General features: G+C 62.2%; 22 protein-coding genes. 15 read left to right on the forward strand and 7 right to left on the reverse strand.

What is annotated here, in order from left to right:
- Positions 1-66: 66 nt before the first annotated feature.
- Together dapD and dapC are read right to left on the reverse strand one after the other, a co-directional pair.
- A complete protein-coding gene (gene dapD, locus ACP7DW_RS14835) occupies positions 67-894 on the reverse strand; it encodes a 2,3,4,5-tetrahydropyridine-2,6-dicarboxylate N-succinyltransferase (RefSeq protein ID WP_070223998.1) in 828 nt (275 codons plus the stop codon).
- A 13-nt stretch (positions 895-907) separates the two neighbouring features.
- The gene (gene dapC, locus ACP7DW_RS14840; RefSeq protein ID WP_426055421.1) at positions 908-2,140 is read right to left on the reverse strand and encodes a succinyldiaminopimelate transaminase; all 1,233 of its coding nucleotides are present in this window, start codon (positions 2,138-2,140) and stop codon (positions 908-910) included.
- Between the two features lie 186 nt (positions 2,141-2,326).
- On the opposite strand from dapC, the gene tsaB reads away from it, so the two are divergent.
- From tsaB to ACP7DW_RS14860, 4 genes are read left to right on the forward strand one after another with little or no spacing between them, the layout of a single operon-like run.
- On the forward strand, positions 2,327-3,052 hold the full coding sequence (gene tsaB, locus ACP7DW_RS14845) for a tRNA (adenosine(37)-N6)-threonylcarbamoyltransferase complex dimerization subunit type 1 TsaB (protein ID WP_426055420.1): 726 nt from the start codon (positions 2,327-2,329) through the stop codon (positions 3,050-3,052).
- Positions 3,049-3,558 (forward strand): ribosomal protein S18-alanine N-acetyltransferase, encoded by a 510-nt coding sequence (gene rimI, locus ACP7DW_RS14850; RefSeq protein ID WP_426055419.1) that lies wholly within the window; start codon positions 3,049-3,051, stop codon positions 3,556-3,558. Before tsaB ends, rimI begins: the two co-directional genes overlap by 4 nt.
- On the forward strand, positions 3,555-4,433 hold the full coding sequence (locus ACP7DW_RS14855; RefSeq protein WP_426055418.1) for a uracil-DNA glycosylase: 879 nt from the start codon (positions 3,555-3,557) through the stop codon (positions 4,431-4,433). Before rimI ends, ACP7DW_RS14855 begins: the two co-directional genes overlap by 4 nt.
- The gene (locus ACP7DW_RS14860; protein ID WP_426055417.1) at positions 4,426-5,352 is read left to right on the forward strand and encodes a DUF1853 family protein; all 927 of its coding nucleotides are present in this window, start codon (positions 4,426-4,428) and stop codon (positions 5,350-5,352) included. Before ACP7DW_RS14855 ends, ACP7DW_RS14860 begins: the two co-directional genes overlap by 8 nt.
- Before the next feature lie 51 nt (positions 5,353-5,403).
- On the opposite strand, the gene lplT is transcribed toward ACP7DW_RS14860, so the two are convergent.
- On the reverse strand, positions 5,404-6,666 hold the full coding sequence (gene lplT, locus ACP7DW_RS14865; RefSeq protein WP_298406042.1) for a lysophospholipid transporter LplT: 1,263 nt from the start codon (positions 6,664-6,666) through the stop codon (positions 5,404-5,406).
- A 247-nt stretch (positions 6,667-6,913) separates the two neighbouring features.
- Between lplT and alr the strand changes: the two genes are divergently transcribed.
- The 4 genes from alr (at position 6,914) to fliD (ending at position 11,514) form a co-directional block, all read left to right on the forward strand.
- Positions 6,914-7,993, forward strand: coding sequence for an alanine racemase (gene alr, locus ACP7DW_RS14870; protein ID WP_426055416.1), 1,080 nt, complete (start codon positions 6,914-6,916; stop codon positions 7,991-7,993).
- A gap of 74 nt (positions 7,994-8,067) precedes the next feature.
- Positions 8,068-9,444, forward strand: coding sequence for a DNA repair protein RadA (radA, locus tag ACP7DW_RS14875; RefSeq protein WP_099763088.1), 1,377 nt, complete (start codon positions 8,068-8,070; stop codon positions 9,442-9,444).
- A 131-nt stretch (positions 9,445-9,575) separates the two neighbouring features.
- Positions 9,576-9,896, forward strand: coding sequence for a PilZ domain-containing protein (locus ACP7DW_RS14880; RefSeq protein WP_257225035.1), 321 nt, complete (start codon positions 9,576-9,578; stop codon positions 9,894-9,896).
- A 232-nt stretch (positions 9,897-10,128) separates the two neighbouring features.
- On the forward strand, positions 10,129-11,514 hold the full coding sequence (gene fliD / locus ACP7DW_RS14885) for a flagellar filament capping protein FliD (RefSeq protein WP_426055415.1): 1,386 nt from the start codon (positions 10,129-10,131) through the stop codon (positions 11,512-11,514).
- 113 nt (positions 11,515-11,627) lie between these two features.
- Here the strand turns inward: fliD and ACP7DW_RS14890 are convergent, their stop codons facing one another.
- On the reverse strand, positions 11,628-12,428 hold the full coding sequence (locus ACP7DW_RS14890) for an AraC family transcriptional regulator (protein WP_426055414.1): 801 nt from the start codon (positions 12,426-12,428) through the stop codon (positions 11,628-11,630).
- Between the two features lie 100 nt (positions 12,429-12,528).
- Here ACP7DW_RS14890 and ACP7DW_RS14895 point away from each other — a divergent pair, with 100 nt between their 5' ends.
- The 7 genes from ACP7DW_RS14895 (at position 12,529) to ACP7DW_RS14925 (ending at position 18,963) form a co-directional block, all read left to right on the forward strand.
- Positions 12,529-13,779, forward strand: coding sequence for an MFS transporter (locus ACP7DW_RS14895; protein ID WP_426055413.1), 1,251 nt, complete (start codon positions 12,529-12,531; stop codon positions 13,777-13,779).
- Positions 13,780-13,811: 32 nt separating this feature from the next.
- Entirely contained in the window at positions 13,812-14,306 is a 495-nt protein-coding gene (rraA, locus tag ACP7DW_RS14900) for a ribonuclease E activity regulator RraA (protein ID WP_426055412.1), read from the forward strand.
- A 152-nt stretch (positions 14,307-14,458) separates the two neighbouring features.
- The gene (locus ACP7DW_RS14905; RefSeq protein WP_426055411.1) at positions 14,459-15,103 is read left to right on the forward strand and encodes a choice-of-anchor C family protein; all 645 of its coding nucleotides are present in this window, start codon (positions 14,459-14,461) and stop codon (positions 15,101-15,103) included.
- A gap of 141 nt (positions 15,104-15,244) precedes the next feature.
- Positions 15,245-15,580, forward strand: coding sequence for a hypothetical protein (locus tag ACP7DW_RS14910; protein WP_426055410.1), 336 nt, complete (start codon positions 15,245-15,247; stop codon positions 15,578-15,580).
- A 102-nt stretch (positions 15,581-15,682) separates the two neighbouring features.
- The gene (locus ACP7DW_RS14915; RefSeq protein ID WP_426055514.1) at positions 15,683-17,500 is read left to right on the forward strand and encodes a DUF4153 domain-containing protein; all 1,818 of its coding nucleotides are present in this window, start codon (positions 15,683-15,685) and stop codon (positions 17,498-17,500) included.
- A gap of 466 nt (positions 17,501-17,966) precedes the next feature.
- Positions 17,967-18,407 carry a hypothetical protein gene (locus ACP7DW_RS14920; RefSeq protein WP_426055409.1) on the forward strand — a complete coding sequence of 147 codons (441 nt, stop codon included), beginning with the start codon at positions 17,967-17,969 and terminating at the stop codon, positions 18,405-18,407.
- Between the two features lie 127 nt (positions 18,408-18,534).
- Positions 18,535-18,963, forward strand: coding sequence for a DUF4279 domain-containing protein (locus ACP7DW_RS14925; RefSeq protein WP_426055408.1), 429 nt, complete (start codon positions 18,535-18,537; stop codon positions 18,961-18,963).
- Between the two features lie 109 nt (positions 18,964-19,072).
- Here the strand turns inward: ACP7DW_RS14925 and ACP7DW_RS14930 are convergent, their stop codons facing one another.
- The 3 genes from ACP7DW_RS14930 to ACP7DW_RS14940 form a co-directional block, all read right to left on the reverse strand.
- Positions 19,073-19,324: a hypothetical protein gene (locus tag ACP7DW_RS14930; protein WP_426055407.1), complete on the reverse strand. Its 252-nt coding sequence runs from the start codon at positions 19,322-19,324 to the stop codon at positions 19,073-19,075.
- 129 nt (positions 19,325-19,453) lie between these two features.
- Entirely contained in the window at positions 19,454-20,317 is an 864-nt protein-coding gene (motA, locus tag ACP7DW_RS14935; protein ID WP_070255446.1) for a flagellar motor stator protein MotA, read from the reverse strand.
- 42 nt (positions 20,318-20,359) lie between these two features.
- The gene (locus tag ACP7DW_RS14940; RefSeq protein ID WP_426055406.1) at positions 20,360-20,494 is read right to left on the reverse strand and encodes a hypothetical protein; all 135 of its coding nucleotides are present in this window, start codon (positions 20,492-20,494) and stop codon (positions 20,360-20,362) included.
- Positions 20,495-20,549: the final 55 nt, after the last annotated feature.

Here is a 20,549-nt window from a genome sequence, read left to right on the forward strand (position 1 = left end):
CGAAAATGAAAATGTCCCGCCGGGGCGGGACATTCAGGGTGCTATGTGCGCCTTGCAGCGCAGTATTTAGATGCCGCGCAGGAGTTCGTTGATGCCGGTCTTGGCGCGGGTTTTGGCATCCACGCGCTTGACGATGACGGCGCAGTACAGCGAGTACTTGCCGTCTTCCGAAGGCAGGTTGCCCGAGACCACGACGGAGCCGGCTGGCACGCGGCCGTAGGTGACTTCGCCCGTGGCGCGGTCGTAGATCTTGGTCGACTGGCCGATGTACACGCCCATCGAGATGACGGAATTTTCTTCGACGATCACGCCTTCGACGATTTCCGAGCGGGCGCCGATGAAGCAGTTGTCTTCGATGATGGTCGGGTTCGCTTGCATCGGTTCCAGCACGCCGCCGATGCCGACGCCGCCGGACAGGTGGACGTTCTTGCCGATTTGCGCGCAGGAACCGACGGTGGCCCAGGTGTCGACCATGGCGCCTTCATCGACGTAGGCGCCGATGTTGACGTAGGAAGGCATCAGCACGACGTTCTTGGCGATGAAGCTGCCGCGGCGGGCAACGGCTGGCGGTACCACGCGGAAACCGCCCTTGGCGAAGTCTTCGGCCGTGTAGTTGGCGAACTTGGTCGGCACCTTGTCGTAGAACTGCATCGTGCCATCCGATGGCAGGACGACGTTGTCTTCCAGGCGGAACGACAGCAGCACGGCTTTCTTGACCCACTGGTTGACAACCCAGTCGCCCGAGGTTTTTTCCGCCACGCGGATGCTGCCGTTGTCCAGGCCATTGATGACGTGGGAGACGGCGTCGCGCAGTTCGGCCGTGCCGTTGCGCGGATTGATCTCGGCGCGGTTTTCCCAGGCCTGGTCGATGATGGTTTGCAGTTGTTGGCTCATGATGATGTCTTGTTTATGTAGGGGTTGAGGCGGATGCGGAAAGCTGCTGGCAGAATTTTACTATGCGCAGTGCGGCTTCCAGCCCTTCGGCCGTTTCGGCCACCAGGGCCATGCGGATGCGGTTGCGTCCCGGATTGATGCCGTGCGCGTCGCGCGCCAGGTAGCTGCCAGGCAATACCGTGACATTATATTCGGCGTACAGGCGCTGCGCGAATTCGGTGTCGGACAGTCCCGTGCGGCTGACGTCGGCCCACAGGTAGAAGCCGGCGTCCGGCAATTGCACGTCCATCACCGCTTGCAGCAGTGGCGTGATGGCGTCGAACTTGGCGCGGTACTTGGCGCGATTTTCCTCGACATGGGTTTCGTCGTTCCAGGCCGCGACGGAGGCCGCCTGCACGGCGGGGCTCATGGCGCCGCCGTGGTAGGTTCGGTAGAGCAGGAATTTTTTCAGCACTTCCGCGTCGCCGGCGACGAAGCCCGAGCGCATGCCGGGCACGTTCGAGCGCTTCGACAGGCTGGAAAACACCACCAGGCGCGCATACGGACGCTCGATCGTGGACAGGCCCAGCATGTGCGCCGCCTGCAGCGCGCCCAGCGGGGGCGTGTCGCCGTGGTAGATCTCGGAATAACATTCGTCGGCGGCGATGACGAAGTCGTAGCGCTCGGACAGGGCGAACAGGTGTTCCCAGTCCGTCAGGCTCAAGACGGCGCCCGTCGGGTTGCCAGGCGAGCACAGGAACAGCAGCTTGACCTTTTCCCACACGGCAGCCGGCACCGCGTCGTAGTCGCAGCCGAAATTGCGCGCCGGATCGGAATTGACGAAATACGGTTCGGCGCCGGCCAGGTAGGCCGCGCCTTCATAGATCTGGTAAAACGGATTCGGGCTGATCACGAGCGAACCGGCCGACGGATCGATCACCGTTTGCGCCAGCGCAAACAGCGCTTCGCGCGAACCGTTTACGGGCAGGATTTGCGTGGCAGGATTGAGCTTGGGGATGCCATAGCGGCGTTCCAGCCAGCCAGCGATGGCGGTACGCAAGGCTTCCGAACCGATGGTGGTCGGATAGCTGGCCAGGCCGTGGATATTGTCGACCAGGGCTTGCTCGATGAAGGTCGGCGTCGGATGCTTGGGTTCGCCCATGCCCAGGCTGATAGGCGCATACTCGGGGTTGACCGTCACGCCGGCAAACAGCTGGCGCAGCTTTTCGAATGGATATGGTTGCAGTTTGGCAAGAAGTGGATTCACGGAGCGGACCAGGGCAAGAGTGGGGTGATAGTGTCGCGTATGGATTGCCAGGCATGGCGCAATGACGCCAGTCAAGCAATCAGCTTAGCCTTTTATTATAGCCGTCCTCACGCACGGGCTGTGCAAGTGGGCTGTTGTTGGCCGGCACGGCGTGCAGCTTCCGGGCCTGGCAAGGTAAAATACGCCATGCCTATCTTACTTCCCACCCTGCTTGCCATTGAAACGTCGTCCGAACTGGCCTCCTGCGCCTTGCTGCGCGGCGATGTCATCCTGTCCCGCGCCTCGTCGGGCGTGCGCACCCATTCCCAATCGATCCTGCCGATGGTGCAGGAATTGCTGTCCGAGGCGGGCGTGACCCTGGCCGACGTCGACGCCATCGCCTACGGCTCCGGCCCCGGCTCGTTTACGGGCGTGCGCACGGCCTGCGGCATCGCGCAAGGCCTGGCGTATGGCGCCAAGCTGCCTGTCGTGCCCGTCGTCACGCTCGACGCCATGGCGCTCGCGTGCCACCAGCAGCATGGCGCGCAACACATCGTGACCGTGCTCGACGCCCGCATGGGCGAAGTGTACTGGGCGCAATATGATTACCAGGATGGCTTGCGGGCCGTCCTGCCACCGGCCCTGAGCGCGCCGGCCGGCGTGGCGCCGCAAGGCGACGTCACCGGTTGCGGCAATGGTTTTGGCGCCTATGCCGAAGCGCTGGCCGCGCTGCCGTGCGCGGCCACGGCCGACGCGGCCATCATGCCGCACGCCGTGCAAGTGGCGCAGCTGGCGCGCATCGCCTTTGCCGCCGGCCAGTTCGTGACGGCGGCCGAGGCGCAGCCTTTGTATTTGCGCAACAAGATCGCCTACACGAGCGCGGAGCGGCACGAGATGCAACTGGCCAAGGCCGCTGCGGAGTCCGCGCAATGAGCGTAGCGGGCAAAGGTACGGACAAGTGCAAGGACAGCGCGGCTGGCTGGGACTTGCTGCGTCTCGACTATCAGCCGATGCGTGAGGCGGACCTGGCTGAGGTGCTGGCGCTGGAGCAGCGCGTGTATCCGCATCCCTGGACGCACGGCAACTTCGTCGATTCGCTCAAGAGCGGCTACCCGGCCTGGGTGCTGCGCGACGTGGACGGCACCCTGCTTGGCTACTTTTTATTGATGCTGGTCGTCGATGAGGCACACCTGCTGAATGTGGCCGTCGAGGGCGCCATCCAGGGCCAGGGGCTGGGCCGCTTCCTGCTGAACCAATCCTGCGCCTGCGCGCGCCAGCTGGGCATGGAATCGATGCTGCTGGAAGTGCGCCCGTCGAACCTGCGCGCGCTCGATATTTACCAGCGCTATGGATTTGAGCAGATCGGCCGGCGCAAGGGATATTATCCGGCGGCCAACTCGCAACGTGAGGACGCCATCGTGATGCGTTATACCTTATGAACCGCAGCGCCGTTTTCCTCGATGAAATGGGCGTCGGCCCCCTGTGGCGCTTGCGCCAGGGGGCCGCGCCCGAGGTCGTTGATATTGTCGTCGAAGCTCCCTTGGTGGTGGACGTTGCCGTGGCGGCGCCCGAGGCCCAAGCCGTTGAAGCCGTGACCGCAGTGGTCACTGAGGTGGTTGCCGAGGTGCAGGCCGAAATACCTGTTGCCGTTGCCGCTACGCCTGCTGCTGCCGCCGAGCCTGACGACACGGCCTGGTTCGACGATGCTCCCGCGCCGCCACCGGCCAGGCAGCTGAGCGACGCCGATATCGCCACCCTCGACTGGGATGGCTTGACGGCCGCCGTGGCCAAATGCGCGCGCTGCGACTTGTGCAAGACGCGCAAGGGCGTCGTCATGGGCCGTGGCGACCGCCAGGGCGCCTGGCTGATGCTGGCCAGCAGTCCGTCGCGTTGGGAAGAACGGGAAGGGCGCGCCTTGCCGGGCGAGCAGGGCAAATTGCTCGACAATATGCTCAAAGCCATCGACCTCGAGGCGGGCCGCGACGTGTACATCACGCACTTGCTGAAATGCCGTCCGCTCGATGAGGCGGGGCAGGAACGCTTGCCCACCGAATCAGAGTCGGCCGCCTGCCGCCCGTATTTCGAGCGCGAACTGGCCCTGCTGCAGCCGCGCACCATCGTCACCCTCGGCTCCATGGCCGCTGCCGGCATCAATCCCGGTGAAAAACCCGTGCGCGGCAAGGTGCGTCAGCTGGGCAGTGCTTCCGTCGTGGCCACCTTCCACCCGGAGCAACTGCTGCAGGATGAGACGGGCAAGGCCAAGGCGCGTGCCTGGGCCGACCTGTGCCTGGCGAAAAGCACGCACGGTGGTTGATACATTTCAGGTCCGCTTCGAACGCCGCTGGGGCCATCTGACGCACCCCCGCGTGCGTGCGCTGGCCTGGCTGCTCGACTCGCCCGATTTGCTGGACCCGGCCAGCGCCCACTGGGGCGGGCGCATCGCCAGCTTGCCTCCCGTCACGCCTGCCGTGGCGGCATGGCTGGGGGCGCTGCAAGATGACCCGTCGCCGCTCGATGCGGCGTTGGGGCCGAAATTCTATTCCCGCCTGGGCCTGTTCGCTGAAAAGCTGCTGGCCTTTTATTTTGAGCAGCACGGCGTGCTCGCTGCGCATGGCTTGCAAGTGCAGGTGAACCGCAACGATACGGTGGGCGAGTTCGATTTCCTGCTGCGTGACGGGAACGATCTGCTGCACTGGGAATTCGCCACCAAGTTCTACCTGCTCGAAGGCGCGCCCGATCCCGGTGTCTTCAACCACTTGATCGGCCCCAACCTTGCCGACACCTTGGGCTTGAAGATGCGCAAGATTCTCGACAAGCAACTGGCCTTGTCTCGCCACCCGGCTGCGCAAAGCTTGCTGGCGCACCCAGTGCGCGCGGCGCAGGCGCTGGTCAAGGGCTGGCTGTTCTATGCGGCGGGCGCCACGCCCGCCATGGATGGTATTTCCCAGGAACATGGACACGGCTTCTGGTGCACGCCAACACAATTGCCGGCGCAGCGCTACGTGGTGCTGCCGCGATTGCAATGGCTGGCGCCGTTCAAGGGGCGCGAGGTGGCAGTGCTGGACGTCGCTACCTTGCGCGCGCAGTTGTCTGATCTGGCGCAACCGGTGATGGTGGCCACGGTGGACCATGTCGAAGGCTGGGAAGTGGAGCGCACGCGCGGGTTTGTCGTGCCCCATGACTGGACGCAGCAGGCTGCCGCGAGGCGGCTGGCTGGCACGCTACCTGCGTAGGTCGGATTAGCGGGGCCGCCGAGGCGCGTAGCGCGTAATCCGACACCACCGTTAATGCTTATGCTCGCCGATCAAGGACAGGCTGTCGTGTTCCGCCTGATTCAGCTTGTGCCTGCGCATGATCATGTACATGGTGCCGGCGACGAACAGGCCGAACAGGGTGATGATGATATTGAGCGGCAGGTGCAGGCGGATCATGATGGAATACACGGCCAGCATGGTGAGAATCGACAGGTTTTCATTGAAGTTCTGCACGGCGATGGAATGGCCCGCGCTCATCAGGACGTGGCCGCGGTGTTGCAGCAGGGCATTCATGGGCACGACGAAGAAGCCGGACAGGGCGCCGATCAGTATCAGCAGCGGGTAGGCGATCCACACGGAGTGTACTTGCGTCATCATCATGACGATCACGCCCATGGCGATGCCCAGCGGAATGACGGTCAGCGACTTGCGCAGCGGAATGAAACGCGCCGACAGCACGGCGCCGGCGGCCACGCCGATGGCGACCACGCCCACCAGGCTGGTCGCCTTGTCGAACGGCATGTTCAGCGACTGCTTGGCCCATTCCAGCACGATCAGTTGCAAGGTGGCGCCAGCGCCCCAGAACAGGGTCGTCACGGCCAGGGTGATCTGGCCCAGCTTGTCTTTCCACAGGATGGAATAGCAATTGGCAAAATCGGTGATCAGTTTGATAGGATTGCGTTCCTGGTGCGCATACACGCAGCCCGTGTCGGGAATCTTCAGGTTGGCCAGGGTTGCCAGCACATAAATGCCTACCACCACGCACAGGGCCGCTTCCGTCTTGCTGGTGATGCCGGTATCGATCATGGGGAAGTCGATCGATAGCAGCATGTCGGACACGTGGCCGCTGACAAGCGCGCCGCCCATGACGGTGCCGAGGATGATGGAGGTGACGGTCAAGCCTTCAATCCATCCATTCGCCGCCACGAGCTTTTCCGGCGGCAGCAGTTCCGTCAGGATGCCGTACTTGGCGGGCGAATACACGGCCGCGCCGAAGCCGACGACCGCGTAGGCCAGCAAGGGATGCACATGGAAGAAGACGAGGGCGCAGCCGAAGATCTTGACCATGTTGGCGATGAACATGACCTTGCCTTTCGGCAATGCATCCGCGAAGGCGCCGACAAAAGCGGCCAACAGCACGTAAAACAGCACGAACGACAATTTGAGCAGCGGCGTGATCCACGCCGGGGATTTCATGGACACCAATAAATCGACGGCGACAAAAAAGAGGGCGTTATCTGCCAGCGAGGAAAAGAACTGCGCCGCCATGATGGTATAAAAACCACGATTCATTCTGGATTGCCTGAAATCATATCTGGCTTGCTTTATACCACGAAAAAACGGCAAACCCCAAGTTTGGGCGGGGTCGCTTTGCATAGTCTTGCCTAAGCGAAGCTTAATTTTTCTGCCGTAGAAAAATACACATAGATGTGAGCATTTTATAAATGATGTCCTCTGCACACGATCCTGGGCGTCTGCAGTGTCCGCTTACTGTGCATCCGGTAAAATACGGCTTTCCCACCCGCCGTGAACGACGCATATGCCCAGGCCCCTCATCGCCACCATCCATCTGGATGCCATGCAACAGAATCTGGCGCGCGCGCGTGCCTGCGCCCGCGGCGCCAGGGTGTGGGCCGTCGTCAAGGCGAATGCCTATGGCCACGGCCTGGAGCGGGCCATGCGGGGCTTTGCCGACGCCGATGGCCTGGCGCTGGTCGAGGTTGATTACGCCGTGCGCTTGCGCGAACTGGGCTGGAGCAAGCCCATCTTGCTGCTGGAAGGCTTTTTCGACGCCAGCGATTTGCCGGTCATGGCGCAATATGGCTTGAATGGCAGCGTGCATTGCGAAGAACAGATCGCCATGCTGGCAGCGGCGCGCTTGCCGCACGCCATCGATGTGCATCTGAAGATGAATACGGGCATGAACCGCCTGGGCTTTACGCCAGATGCCGTGGCGGCTGCGTATGCGCGCCTGCGCGCCATGCCGCATATCGGCACGATTACCCTGATGACGCATTTCGCCAATGCGGACGAGGCGGCGCCCACGCGCTTGCCGCTGGCCCAGCAGATGCTGCGCTTCGAGGCCGGGGCGGCCAGCATCGGTACCAGCTTGCCGCGCAGCCTGTGCAATTCGGCCGGCTTGCTGCTGCACCATCTGGACAGCGACTGGGTACGCCCCGGCATCATGCTGTATGGCGGCACGCCCAGCGGCACGTCGGCGCAGGCGTTCGGCTTGCTGCCCACGATGACCTTGCGCAGCAGCATCATCGGCATCCAGAATATCGCCGCCGGCGAAGTGGTGGGTTACGGCAGCCGCTATGAAGCGGCCGGCAATATCAAGGTGGGCGTGGTGGCCTGCGGCTATGCGGATGGCTACCCGCGCCACGCGCCCGAAGGCACGCCCGTGCTGGTCGACGGCGTGCGCACGGGGCTCATCGGCCGGGTCTCGATGGACATGCTGATGGTCGATTTGACGCACGTGCCCGGTGCGCGGGTCGGCAGCAGCGTGACCTTCTGGGGCCAGGGCCTGCCGATCGACGAGGTGGCACTGGCCGCCGGCACCATCGGCTACGAGCTGATGTGCGCACTGGCGCCGCGCGTACCGGTGAACGAAGCGTAGGGTGACGCGGCAGCGCGGTTTGTATATACTGTATATATAACCAGCTGTTTCATTTTACCTGAGCAAAGTACACCATGGCAAAAGTCAAGACCATCTATACCTGCAGCGATTGCGGCGCCATCAGTAATAAATGGATGGGGCAATGCACCTCGTGCAACCAGTGGAACACCATGGTGGAAACCCTGCCCGAAACGGGCGGCAACAACCGCTATTCGAACCCGCAGCACATGTCGCTGGCGCAGACGGCGCCCGTGCTGTCGCTCGACGATATCGATGCCATCGACGTGCCCCGCTTCGGCACGGGCATCGAAGAATTCGACCGCGTGCTGGGCGGCGGCATGGTGGCGGGCGGCGTGGTGCTGATCGGCGGCGACCCCGGCATCGGCAAGTCGACCCTGCTGCTGCAGGCGCTGGCCAACATGTCGCACCACAAGCGCGTGCTGTATGTCAGTGGTGAAGAGTCCGGCGCGCAGATCGCCCTGCGCGCCAAGCGTCTCGTCATCGATGCCAAGGAACTCAAATTGCAGGCCGAGATCCAGCTGGAAAAAATCCTCGGCACCCTGGCCGACCTGAAGCCGGAAGTGGTGGTTATCGATTCGATCCAGACCGTGTATTCCGACGCGCTCAGCTCGGCGCCCGGTTCCGTGGCGCAAGTGCGCGAATGCGCGGCGCAGCTGACGCGCGCGGCCAAGCAGACGGGCGTGACCATCATCCTGGTGGGGCACGTGACGAAAGAGGGCGCGCTGGCCGGTCCCCGCGTGCTCGAACACATCGTCGACACGGTGCTGTATTTCGAGGGCGACGCCCATTCCAGCTTCCGCCTGGTGCGCGCCATCAAGAACCGTTTCGGCGCCGTCAACGAGCTGGGCGTGTTCGCCATGACGGAAAAGGGGCTGAAAGGGGTGTCGAACCCGTCCGCGCTGTTCCTGTCGCAGCACGACAACCAGGTGCCCGGTTCCTGCGTGATGGTGACGCAGGAAGGCACGCGCCCGCTGCTGGTGGAAATCCAGGCCCTGGTCGATACCAGCCATTTGCCGAATGCGCGCCGCCTGTCTGTCGGCCTGGAGCAGAACCGTCTGGCCATGCTGCTGGCCGTGGCGCACCGCCACGCGGGCATCGCCGCGTTTGACCAGGATGTGTTCATCAATGCCGTCGGCGGCGTCAAAATTACGGAACCGGCGGCCGACCTGGCCGTGTTGCTGGCGATTAACTCGTCGATGCGCAACAAGCCCTTGCCGCGGGGATTGGTCGTGTTTGGCGAAGTGGGCCTGGCCGGCGAAATCCGTCCTGCGCCACGGGGCCAGGAACGCTTGCGCGAAGCGGCCAAGCTGGGCTTTACCCTGGCCGTGGTGCCGAAGTCCAACCTGCCCAAGCAAGTCATCGAGGGTCTCAAGGTGATCGGCGTCGAACGCATCGACGAGGCATTCAACAAGTTGCGCGACCTGGAGTAAGAGTTGGTATGGTGTAAATGCCAAGCTTGAGACAAGTCAAACGGAATTTCCGTTTAGAACTATAATATTTGTCCGACGGATTCGCGCAGCGAGTTCGTATCGACAATGCATAGTGAGAGAAGCGGAATACAGTGTCAGTTGAACAAAGGCAGGGCGCACGCAAGATATTGCGTGCCAAGGCAATGTTGGTAATGGATGGCGCGGGCCCCGTGGCGGCGCGCACCCTCGATGTGGGGCCGGGCGGCATGGCGGCCGTCATCGCGGAACCGGTGCCGACAGGCAAGCAGGGCAAGGTGTTGTTCGAGTTGTTTTACGATGGCTCGGCACACATTATCGAGGCGCGCGCGTCCGTCTCGCACTGCATTTTCAGCAGTGCTGGTTTCAAGGTGGGACTTACTTTCCTGCAACTGGACATGGCTGTCAGCAGTGCCATTTCGAAATTCATGCGCTGAGGCATGTCCGCGGAGGGGGGGCACATGAAATGCGCTATCATGGTGCATATGGGTTTGCAGTCAGGAAAAACTTGTTCTGTTCGCTGTTTTGATATTCCGGTAATACTGCATAATTATCAACCAGAAGAGGGACCTTGCCGCGCCACGCGCGCTTGCTGTCCGTTTTCAGCGCAGCGCGCGGTCATGACCTGAACCGTGTGCCATGACCTTACACCCGACGGGAATGCCCACCATGTTTAATTCGACCATCAACAGCAAGGTTTACACCAACAACACGCAGCAGACGACGCAGGGCAGTATCTCGGCCGATGTGTATGCGAAGGTGGAGCGCCAGATGCAGTCGCAGAACACGGGCGTCGTCAAGCTCAATGCCAGCCTGGCGCGCGACCAGGCCAAGTTCTCGGGCCTGGGCCAGTTGCAATCGGCGCTGGCGAAATTCCAGAGCGTGGCCAAGAACATGGCCGGCAGCGGCCTGGCCACCTCGGCCACGTCCAGCAGCAAGGATGTGCTGAGCGCCACCACCACCGACAAGGCTGTCGGCGGCAGCCATGCATTGAACGTCAAGCAGCTGGCACAGGGGCAGACCCTGCAGAGCGGTGCGCAGAAAACCTCGAGCGCGGCGATCGGCACGGGGGCGCCCGCGCTGGTCAAAATCGAAGTGGGCGCGACCGACGGCAAGCAATTTACCCCCGGCAGCGGCAAGGTCATTTCGCTGACGATTGACAGCAGCAACAATAGCCTCGACGGCATCGCCGCCGCGCTCAAGCAGCAGGGCATCGACGCCAGCGTGGTGAAGGGTCCGGATGGCTATGCGCTGGCCCTGAACGGCAAGAGCGGCGCCGACAGCAGCATGCGCATCAGCGTGTCCGGCGACGCGGCCGTCAGTAACCTGCTCAGCTATGCGCCCGGTGCCGGCAAGGGCCTGCAACAGACGGCCGCCGCGCAGGACGCGCTGCTTACCGTCGACGGCAAGGACATCAAGAGCGCCACGAATACCCTGACGACTGCCGTCGAGGGCGCCACCATCGAATTGAAGAAAACAGGCACGACGGACCTCGTCATCGCCAAGGACAGCAGCCAGATCGCCAGCAACGTGGCCAGCTTCGTCACGGCCTACAACGAGCTCAACAGCAAGCTGCAGAGCCTGCAGCAGGGCGATTTGAAATCCGATACGGCCCTGGGCCAGGTGCGTTCGCAGATGGAGCAAGTGCTGCGCACCGCCAGCACGGGCGTGCCCGCTTCCATCCTGGCCAGCGCTGGCGTGACCCTGGGCAAGAGCGGCGAGCTGGTGCTCGACGACAAAAAACTCAAGGCTGCCATCGCCGCCGATCCGGACGCCGTCAGCAAGCTGTTTACGAATAACGGCAAGGGCGTGGCGGACCAGTTTTCCAGCAAGATAGGCGAGTTGACGGGCGAAACGAGCATCATCCACAAGGAAGTGCAATCGGTGGGCAAGGACATCACCACGCTGAACAACAAGAAAGCCGTGCTGGCCAAGGCACTGACGGCGCAGGCGCAGGCGCTGGTGAAGGCGTATTCGGCCCAGGAGCAGATGGGCACGAACTCGGCCTTGCCGGGTTATACCGGTAAAAATTCTTTATTTGACTTCATGGCTTGAGAGCGCACCGCTAAAGCGCCCATGGCGGCGTTGCACCGCCTTGCCGTACTTAGCGTACTGCCTTCGGCGCTGCGCCTTGCCCTGAGCGCTGTATCGGCGCGCTTTCCAGTTGGCTAGATTCTGTCGCCCTGCGCAAAGAAGGCCGATGGCGAACTGCCGAAAGTCTTCTTGAACATGGCGGAAAAGGCCGACTGGCTGGCGTAGCCCAGTTCTTCGGCCACCTGCGACAGCGGCACGCCGCGCGCGATCAGGGGCGCCGCGTGCGCCAGGCGCACCTGCTGGCGCCACTGGCCAAAACTCATGCCCAATTCCCGTTCGAACAGCCGCGCCAGGGTACGCTCCGAGGCGCCGACCTGCTGCGCCCAGTGTTCCAGCGTCTGGTTCAAGCCGGGCTTGTCGATCAGGCTGTCGCACAGGGTCTTCAGGCGCTTGTCGCTGGGCAAGGGCACACGGATGGGACGCGTGTCCGAGCGTTTCAGCTCGTCGAGGATCAGTTCGGCCAGCAGCGCCTCGCGCGCCGGTTCCTGGCCCGGGTCCAGCTGTTCCAGCGCCATGATCAGCTGGCGCAGCAGGTTCGACACTTCCAGCACCTTGCAGTCATGGCCCGCGAACGGCGCGCGCGCGGCATGGATGCACAGGGGGCGCAAGCGGGTTTTTTCCAGTATCGTGACGGCATGCTCCACGTTGGGCGCGATCCAGATGGCGCGCATGGGCGGCAGCACCCAGCTGCTGTTGTTGGCGGTAATGCGCAGCACGCCTTCGAGCGCCATGATGACCTGGCCCCAGGGGTGGCTGTGCGGTAATAAAAATTCATCGGGTTGCAGGTCGCGCGCGACCATGGTCACGGGGATGGTCGCACTGGGCGCCTCCCTTGGCGGACACATGCGGGTATGGTGGAGGATAGGTACACCCATCAGCTTGGCCTTAATTCGATAAATTATGTCGTTCTGTCGGAAAACGGACGATGGTATTTTGCATACACTTGAGCTTCACCAGTATAAGACAGGGTATGACATGATAACAACTAACTCGGCAAGGCACTTGCCACCGCAGTCACCGCCAACCTTGCGCAGCGACGCGCGCGTCATCGCCCTGGTGGGGCTGGCGCATGGTATTTCGCACTTCTACCACCTGATCCTCGCGGCCCTGTTCGTCTGGCTGAAACCCGCCTTTGGCCTGTCGTATGCGGAACTGGGCCTGCTGATGACGGTGTTTTTCATCATCTCGGGCGTGGGGCAGGCGCTGGCCGGCTTTGTTGTCGACCGCTTCGGCGCGCGTGCCGTGCTGTTTTCCGGCATATTCTTGCTGGGCGTGTCGGCGCTGGCCCTGTCCACCGCGCACAGCTATGCGGCGCTGATGCTGGGCGCCATGCTGGCCGGCATGGGTAACAGCGTGTTCCATCCAGCCGACTATACGATCCTCAACCAGCGCGTCTCGGCGGCCCGCGTGGCCTACGGCTTTTCCGTGCATGGCATCAGCGGCAACATCGGCTGGGCCTTGGCGCCTTTGTTCATGACGTACGTTGCCACCCAGTATGACTGGAGAATCGCGCTGCAATGCGCGGCCGTGCTGCCGTTCGGCGTGCTGCTGATCCTGTTTTTGAACCGTCACGCCATCCGTCCCGAGCCTGTCAAGCAGGCCGCGCCGGGCCAGGCGGGCGGCGGCGAAGGCACGCTGGACTTTTTGCGTTTGCCGGCCGTGTGGATGTGTTTTGCCTTCTTCTTCATTACCGCCATCGCCCTGGGCGGCATCCAGAGCTTTGCCAGCGTGGCGCTGGTCAAGCTGTACGGCATGAGCCTGGCGCTGGCCACCAGCGCCTACACGGCCTACATGCTGGCCTCGGCCGTGGGCATGCTGGCCGGCGGCGTGGTGGGCGCGCGCAGCAAGCAGCCGGACCGCAACGTGGCGATCGCCTTTTCCGCCGCCGCGCTGCTGGCCGTGCTGCTGGCCATGGCCGTCGTGCCGGCCTGGGGCGCGGTGGTGCTGATGGGTGCCATCGGCCTGACGTCGGGCGTGGCGGGGCCGTCGCGCGACCTGATGATACGCGCGGCGGCGCCGAAGAATGCCACCGGGCGCGTGTACGGCGTCGTGTATTCGGGCCTCGACAGCGGCCTGGCCGTGGGGCCCCTGTTCTTTGGCGCGCTGATGGATGGCGACCACCCGGCCTTGCTGTTCGTCTTCATCGGCGTGTTCCAGGCGCTGGCGATTGCCACGGCCGTGGGCGTGGGCGGCAAAACACGCGCCGCGGCGCTGCAAAAGGCATAGAATCGTTGCCATCTGCCACTCAAGGAGTTCCCATGACCTTTGCCACCACCGATCTGTGCGACGACCATGCAGCCATGCTGGACGATGGCACCCTGGCCGTGCTGCCGCCCGTGTACCGCGCTTTCGGCCAGCGCATGCGCTTCAGCGGCCCGGCCACCACCTTGCAAGTGTTCGAAGACAATGCCCTCGTGCGCAGCACCCTGGAAGCGCCGGGCCAGGGCCATGTGCTGGTAATCGATGGCGGCGGCAGCCTGCGCCGCGCGCTGGTGGGCGGCCAGCTGGGCGTGCTGGCGGAGAGCAACGGCTGGGCCGGCATCGTCGTCGATGGCTGCATCCGCGACAGCGAAGAAATCAATGTCTGCCAGATCGGCGTACGCGCGCTGGCCACGCATCCGCGCAAGAGCAACAAGACGGGCGCCGGCCAGCGCGACGTGCGCGTGCAGCTCAGCGGCGTGGCCGTGCATCCGGGCGACTGGATCTACGCCGATGCCGATGGCATCCTGGTGGCGCGCCAGGAACTCGATTGAACTGTGCTCCTGCGGGAGGGAAAGTGCGCTGGAAGGCGTTGCATATTGTCCACGTTAAATATATTTTTGCAAAGTTCTTTGATTTTCATCATGGCTGAGATATGATTTCACTTAAGGTAACTTTAATATCAATAGAGCAAGGAAGCCAGACCATGAAAATCGCCACCATCGCAGCAGTTGTCGCTCTGTTTGCAGCAGGCACCGCCAGCGCCAGCCCCGTCAACCTGATCACGAATGGCAATTTTGAAACGGTCGCTACCGGCTATACCTTCAACAGCGGTTTTAAAGTCATCAACAGCGGTTCATCGGCCCTTACGGGCTGGACCGTGGGCGCCAGTTCCGTCGACCTGATCCGCAATGCCTACAATGCCATCGATGGCTACAGCGTCGATATGCTGGGCACACCGGGTCCAGGTTTCCTCTCGCAAAGTTTCAGTGTCATTGCCGGCCAGACGTATAACCTGAGCTTTGACATGGCGCGCAATTCCGGCGGCCCCGCAGGCCAGGGCGTGGCGGTCAGCTTCGGTGGCGCGGCAGGCAATTTCTACTCGACGGCTGCCGCCTCGAACACCTTGTACAGCAGCAATACCCTGAGCTTCACGGCTGCCACCACCGGCCTGGCGACCCTGTCGTTTGCCAGCGCCGCCAAGGCCGGCACGCCGCTCGACAAATTCTCGGGCGCCGTGATCGACAACGTGTCGGTGATGACCGCCGTGCCGGAACCGGAAACCTATGCCATGCTGCTCGCTGGCCTGGGCCTGATGGGTTTCCTGCGCCGCCGCAAGGCCGCCAAGTAAGTCTGGTTTTGTCCGAAATCAAACCGCCTGCTGCCATGCACAGGCGGTTTTTTTACGTCAGGTGTAGTTGCGCTGCATCGGCCTCTCCCCGTAACGGACACGCCGCCGTGCAACCGCTTCAAGCCCGCGATGCGCGCATCGATGTCAAGCAGCTCGCGCGCCAGCGCCATTGATGCTGTGCTCATGACGGCCGCGTTCGCCACGCCGTCGACTTTTTTTCTGCTGCGCGAGCAACTGAGTTCCCTCAACGTGTACCTGGGCGGCGTGCCGCTGTCCCTCTTCGCGCCGATGCATTTGCTCATCAGCAGCTTGCCGGGCAGTGTGGTGACGGTCTGGTCGGTGCTGCTGGTGAGGGGCCAGCCCGTGCTGTGGCTGTTCATCGTGCCGGCACTGGCCTGGGGACTGGCGCAGAGCCTGCCATTGCACCCCGGCCAAGGTGCACGGGGAGGGCAGCCGCACGAATCGCTGTTGAGATGACGATAACGAAATGCAATAATGGCCGTGCTCGCAGTGCAGCAATGACTGCAATGAACGACTATTAAGGGAATAACTATGCAGCAGGATGCCGCAGGAAAAAACATGGCGTTGCTCGATCCGGTGGTGGCGCCGCGCATCGCGGTGACGCGCCTGGTGACGGGCCTGCTGCAAGGCTTGCTGCTGTACTGGCTGTACAGCACGGCGCAAGACAAGGTGTGGCCCGCCACGGAAGCCTACCTGCTGGGCCCATTGATGCTGATCAGCCTGCTGTTGCCCATCCTGCTGGTGTCCAGCCTGGGCCACATGTCGATCAAGCGCATCGCCCTGTGGATGGCCGGCGCGGCCGTCGTGCTGGCCGTGCTGGCCTGGCATGACGTGGCGCGCGGCGCCGAACACGTCATCTGGGGCAATTACAAGCCGGGCGCGCCGCTGCGCGTCATTTCCGCCCAGCTGTTCGGTTTTTGCGTGGTCGGGTTGTATATCGCCCACGCGCTGGTGCTGGCCAGCGCCCAGGATGGCCGGCGCATCGCCCGCTACCCCACGTATTTTGAAATCGCCTGGAAGCTGGGCATCCAGCTGCTGTTTTCGCTGCTGTTCGTGCTGGGCCTGTGGCTGGTGCTGTGGCTGGGCGGGCAACTGTTCCTGCTGATCAAGCTCAGTTTCCTGAAAAAGCTGCTGGGCCAGGCGTGGTTCGTGATCCCCGTCATCTGCTTCGCGTTCTCGTTCGCCATCCACATCACCGACGTGCGCCCATCCATCGTGCGCGGCATCCGCACCCTGCTGCTGGTGCTGCTGTCGTGGCTGATGCCGATTGCCGCCGTGCTCGTTTCCGGTTTCCTGCTGACCCTGCCCTTCATCGGCTTCGAGCGCCTGTGGGCCACGCGCCATGCCGCGTCCGTGCTGCTGGGCATGGCCGGCGTGCTGGTGGTGCTGATCAATGCCGCCTTCCAGAATGGCGAAGTGGGCCATGGCGTGGCGCGCGGCATCCGCCTGGGCACGCGCCTGGCCTGTCTGCTGCTGCCATGGGTGGTGGGCATCGCCATCTATGCACTGACCCTGCGCGTGATGTCGCATGGCTGGACGGCCGATCGCCTGATCGCCGCCGCCTGCCTGCTGGTCGCCACCTGCTACGCCGCCGGCTATGCCTGGGCGGCCAGCAAGTATGGCGACTGGCTGCACCTGATCGCCAACGTCAACGTGGCCACCGCCTTTGTCACCCTGCTGGTGCTGTTCGCGCTGTTCTCGCCGCTGGCGGACCCGGCGCGCATCTCCGTGGCCAGCCAGATGGCGCGCCTGGACAGCGGTAAAGTGAGCGTGGACAAGTTCGATTTCGAATACCTGCGTTTCCAGGGCGCCCGCTATGGCCAGGCGGCCCTGCAGGAATTGAGCAAACGCACGACGGGGCCGGATGCGGCCATCGTGCGCGCGCGTGCCGAGGCCATGCTCAAGCGCCAGAACCGCCTCGACGAGACGGGCGCGCTGAGCGACGTGTCGATCAACCTGACCCTGCGTCCGGCCACGGCGAAGCTGCCGGACAGTTTTCTGCGCCAGGACTGGACACAAGTGAGCCCGGCCTGGCGCCTGCCCGCCTGCCTGAAGCGGGCAGGGCCTCAGTGCGATGCCTACCTGCTCGATTTCGACGGCGATGGCAAAGACGACGTGCTGCTGATCAGCAATGACCCGCGCGCCTCGTCGGTCTTGCTGGCGGAAAAGGAAGACGGCAGCTGGACCGCGCGCGGACAAATCCCTGTGGACGCCCTGCGCTGCAAGCCGCTGCGCGAGAAACTGCAGGCGGGCGAGTTCCAGCTGGTGCCGCCGAAGGTGCGCGAGCTGGAAGTCGACGGCCAGCGCGTGCCGATGACTTTATATACGCCAGAGGATGAGGTCAGCTGCCCGGATGAGGCGGCGCCGGGCTCGTAAATGGCAGGGAGAGGACCTGGCGCGCCTGGTAAAACCTCTTGTTTGCCATGAAGGCAATGATTTCGTGCGCTGAGCCATTCCGACCGTCCGCTATCGGCCTATTGTGTTGAAAAACGCGGGTACGTTGATGTTTAGATAGAAAACCTGTCAGCCTCGACTGGTCAGAACCGCCGCTATTGAACGATCACCGACTGCTTGGAGGCCCGAGACATCCCGAAATGGTTGCCACTCGACATTTTCAACACAATAGGCCAGGAGCGGACGTTGAATAGGTATGCGCTGCTTCTTGCCTGCCTTTACGGGCAAGAGCACAATCGACTTCAACGATTCTGAACTCAAGTCGATTTTGCGTCGAATTTTCCTGGGCTACTTTCAGCGAGGTTAACTACTGCAAGTTCAGCCGTTCGATAGAGTAGATGTTGTTTAATTCAGGGCGTGCAGTCGCTCGTTTCCAAATATGGAATCAATGAAAGTGATGGCAATAAAGTGGAGGAACCAGGAGGTGCGAAGCTACAATGGCCTCATGTGCAGCAACGGTGATATCTACGAAGTGCACGAAACCTGGATGGCCAGAGTACATGAAAAACAGGAGCTTGGCGGTTGGCTCAATGTCGCGATTCTGGCGCAAGAAGAGCTATATGGTGGACAGTACATAGTTAAATGCGGAGAGGCTATGGAACATGGCTCAATCGGCGTAGTCGTTTTGGAATCGCTGCAAAATCATGAACCTGTTTGGACGTTTGTTTCGGATCAATCCAATCCATTTGATCAAATAACAATCAAGGGCGGCTGGGTTGTGGTGCTGTCAACGTCAGGCGCCGTGTTACGGTTTGGTGCGCCAATGAGGGAGGCAAGGCTTCTGCTTCCGAGTACGTCGATCCATGATACTAACGACGGGCGCTTGTAAAGTGAGACGCTGCTCTTCCGCTATGCTTAGGTGATGCCTTTTAGGCAGCCTCCGGCCAAAAACGGACTCTGAAGCATTAACCGAAACCGACCTTTTAACCCGGTATACCGAACGATCACACTAAATTATGGGAATAATCCGTCGATCAGCAGCAAGCCTAAGAATTTTCGGTGACGAACTCCAGCCGGCGGAAATCTCGCGCATGTTGAAATGCGAGCCAACCCAAGCAAGAGTAAAGGGAGAAGTGATCAAGTATCCATCTGGAAGGGAGCGAACAATTACCTGCGGGAGTTGGCTCCTTACTGCTAATCGCACGGAGCCGGAAGACCTTGATGGTCAGATCGAATGGTTGATGGCCAAAATGACTGACGATCTTATGGTCTGGCAGGCCCTGACCTCTTCCTATGATGTGGACATGTTTTGTGGCGCGTTCATGCAGAGTACGAACGACGGCCTCTCGATCAGTCCGAAAACCATGCTTGCTCTTGGTTCACGCGGAATCGAGTTTGATCTGGATATCTACGGTCCTGATGACGATAGCGATGGCGACGATTAGCTGAACAACGACTTTGAGCTTGAGAAGTCGATCTGTAAACGTCCGCTTCGGGGGGGGAACCAGCCAGCGACGGCAAGCGCCAGAAGCTTTCCTGAAAGACTGTATTGCGTCAGTTCGTTGCCGAGCCAAGCTGCTTGTCGGCAGCCTTCATGGCGTGTTCAACAACGCTGTTCCTCAACGACAGCAGCAAGGCAGCAGCGGCGAATCCTGCGGCGAGCCAGAGGTTGGCGCAGAGGCCTGGCCCGTCGACGGCCTGTCCACCGGCCCATGCCCCGAGCGCAATGGCAACGTTGAATACGCCCACATACAGCGCGGCGACTATTTCCACGGCCCGGGGCGCCGCCTTCATCATCAAGGTCATCAGGCCGACCGATACACCGCCGCGGGCAGGGCTTCGAGGCGATCGATGGCCACCCGTGGCACCTGGTCTGGACGGCGCCGGAAGCCTGAGGCGCCGGGCAGGTTGCCGAGGTCGGCGAAACAGGCCGGATCAGTTCTTCGTGCGTACCTGGCGCACGTGGTTTTCCAGTTCGCTGAATGAAGGGCGTTCCGTGGCGGAAATGACCTTGCGGCCGAATTCCACGGCCAGCGCCGGCGCATAGCCGTTCAGGCTGGCCAGCAGGGTCACTTTCACGCACTGGTACATCTTTGCCGTTTCATGGTGCTTGCGGCGCAGCAAGCTGGCCAGCGGCGCGATGAAGCCGTAGGCCAGCAAGATGCCGATGAAGGTGCCCACCAGCGCCTGCGCGATCAGCACGCCCAGCTCGGCCGGCGGCAAGCCGACGGACGCCATCGTGTGCACCACGCCCATCACGGCGGCCACGATGCCGAAGGCGGGCATGGCGTCGGCCAGCTGCGAAATCGTCTGGATCGGCATTTCCGCATCTTCATGGTGCGTCTCGATCTCGTTATCCATCAGGTTTTCGATCTGGTAAGCATCCATATTGCCCGACACCATCAGGCGCAAATAATCGGTGATGAATTCCAGGATGTGCTCGTCACCAAGCGTATACGGGTATTTCACGAAGATGGGGCTTCGGTACGGGTCGTCGATATCGTCCTCGACCGACATCAGGCCTTCCTTGCGGATCTTGCTGAGGATTTCATACATCAGCCCCATCAATTCCATATAGCGCGCCTTCGTGTATTGCGAACCGTGGAACAGGGTGGGCAGGGCGGCGAACGTGGCGCGGATGGCCTTGGCGTCGTTGCCGACAAAGAAGGTGCCCAGCGCGGCGCCGCCGATCATCAGCAATTCCAGCGGCTGGAACAGGGCCGCCAGGTGGCCGCCCTGCATGGCGAAGCCGCCGAAGACGGAAAACAGCACGACGAGAAATCCGAGTATGACTAGCAAAACTTACTCCTTCATAACATTGCCATATCGCAATATTGTAGTTTAACCTGATTCGGATGCCGTGGCCGCTTCCGGCTGCAATTGCTGGCCGAGAAAATTGATAAAGGCGCGCACTTTGGCGGGCAACTGGTGGCGGCTGGGGTAGCAGGCGGACAGGTCGGCAGGCGCCAGCGACATATCGAGGTGGGCCTGGGCCTGGTCGGCATCGGCTTCGAGGGCAAGGCGAATCGGT

It is taken from the genome of Janthinobacterium sp. PSRC1-1 (assembly GCF_049897525.1).
GTDB classification, from domain to species: domain Bacteria; phylum Pseudomonadota; class Gammaproteobacteria; order Burkholderiales; family Burkholderiaceae_D; genus Janthinobacterium; species Janthinobacterium tructae.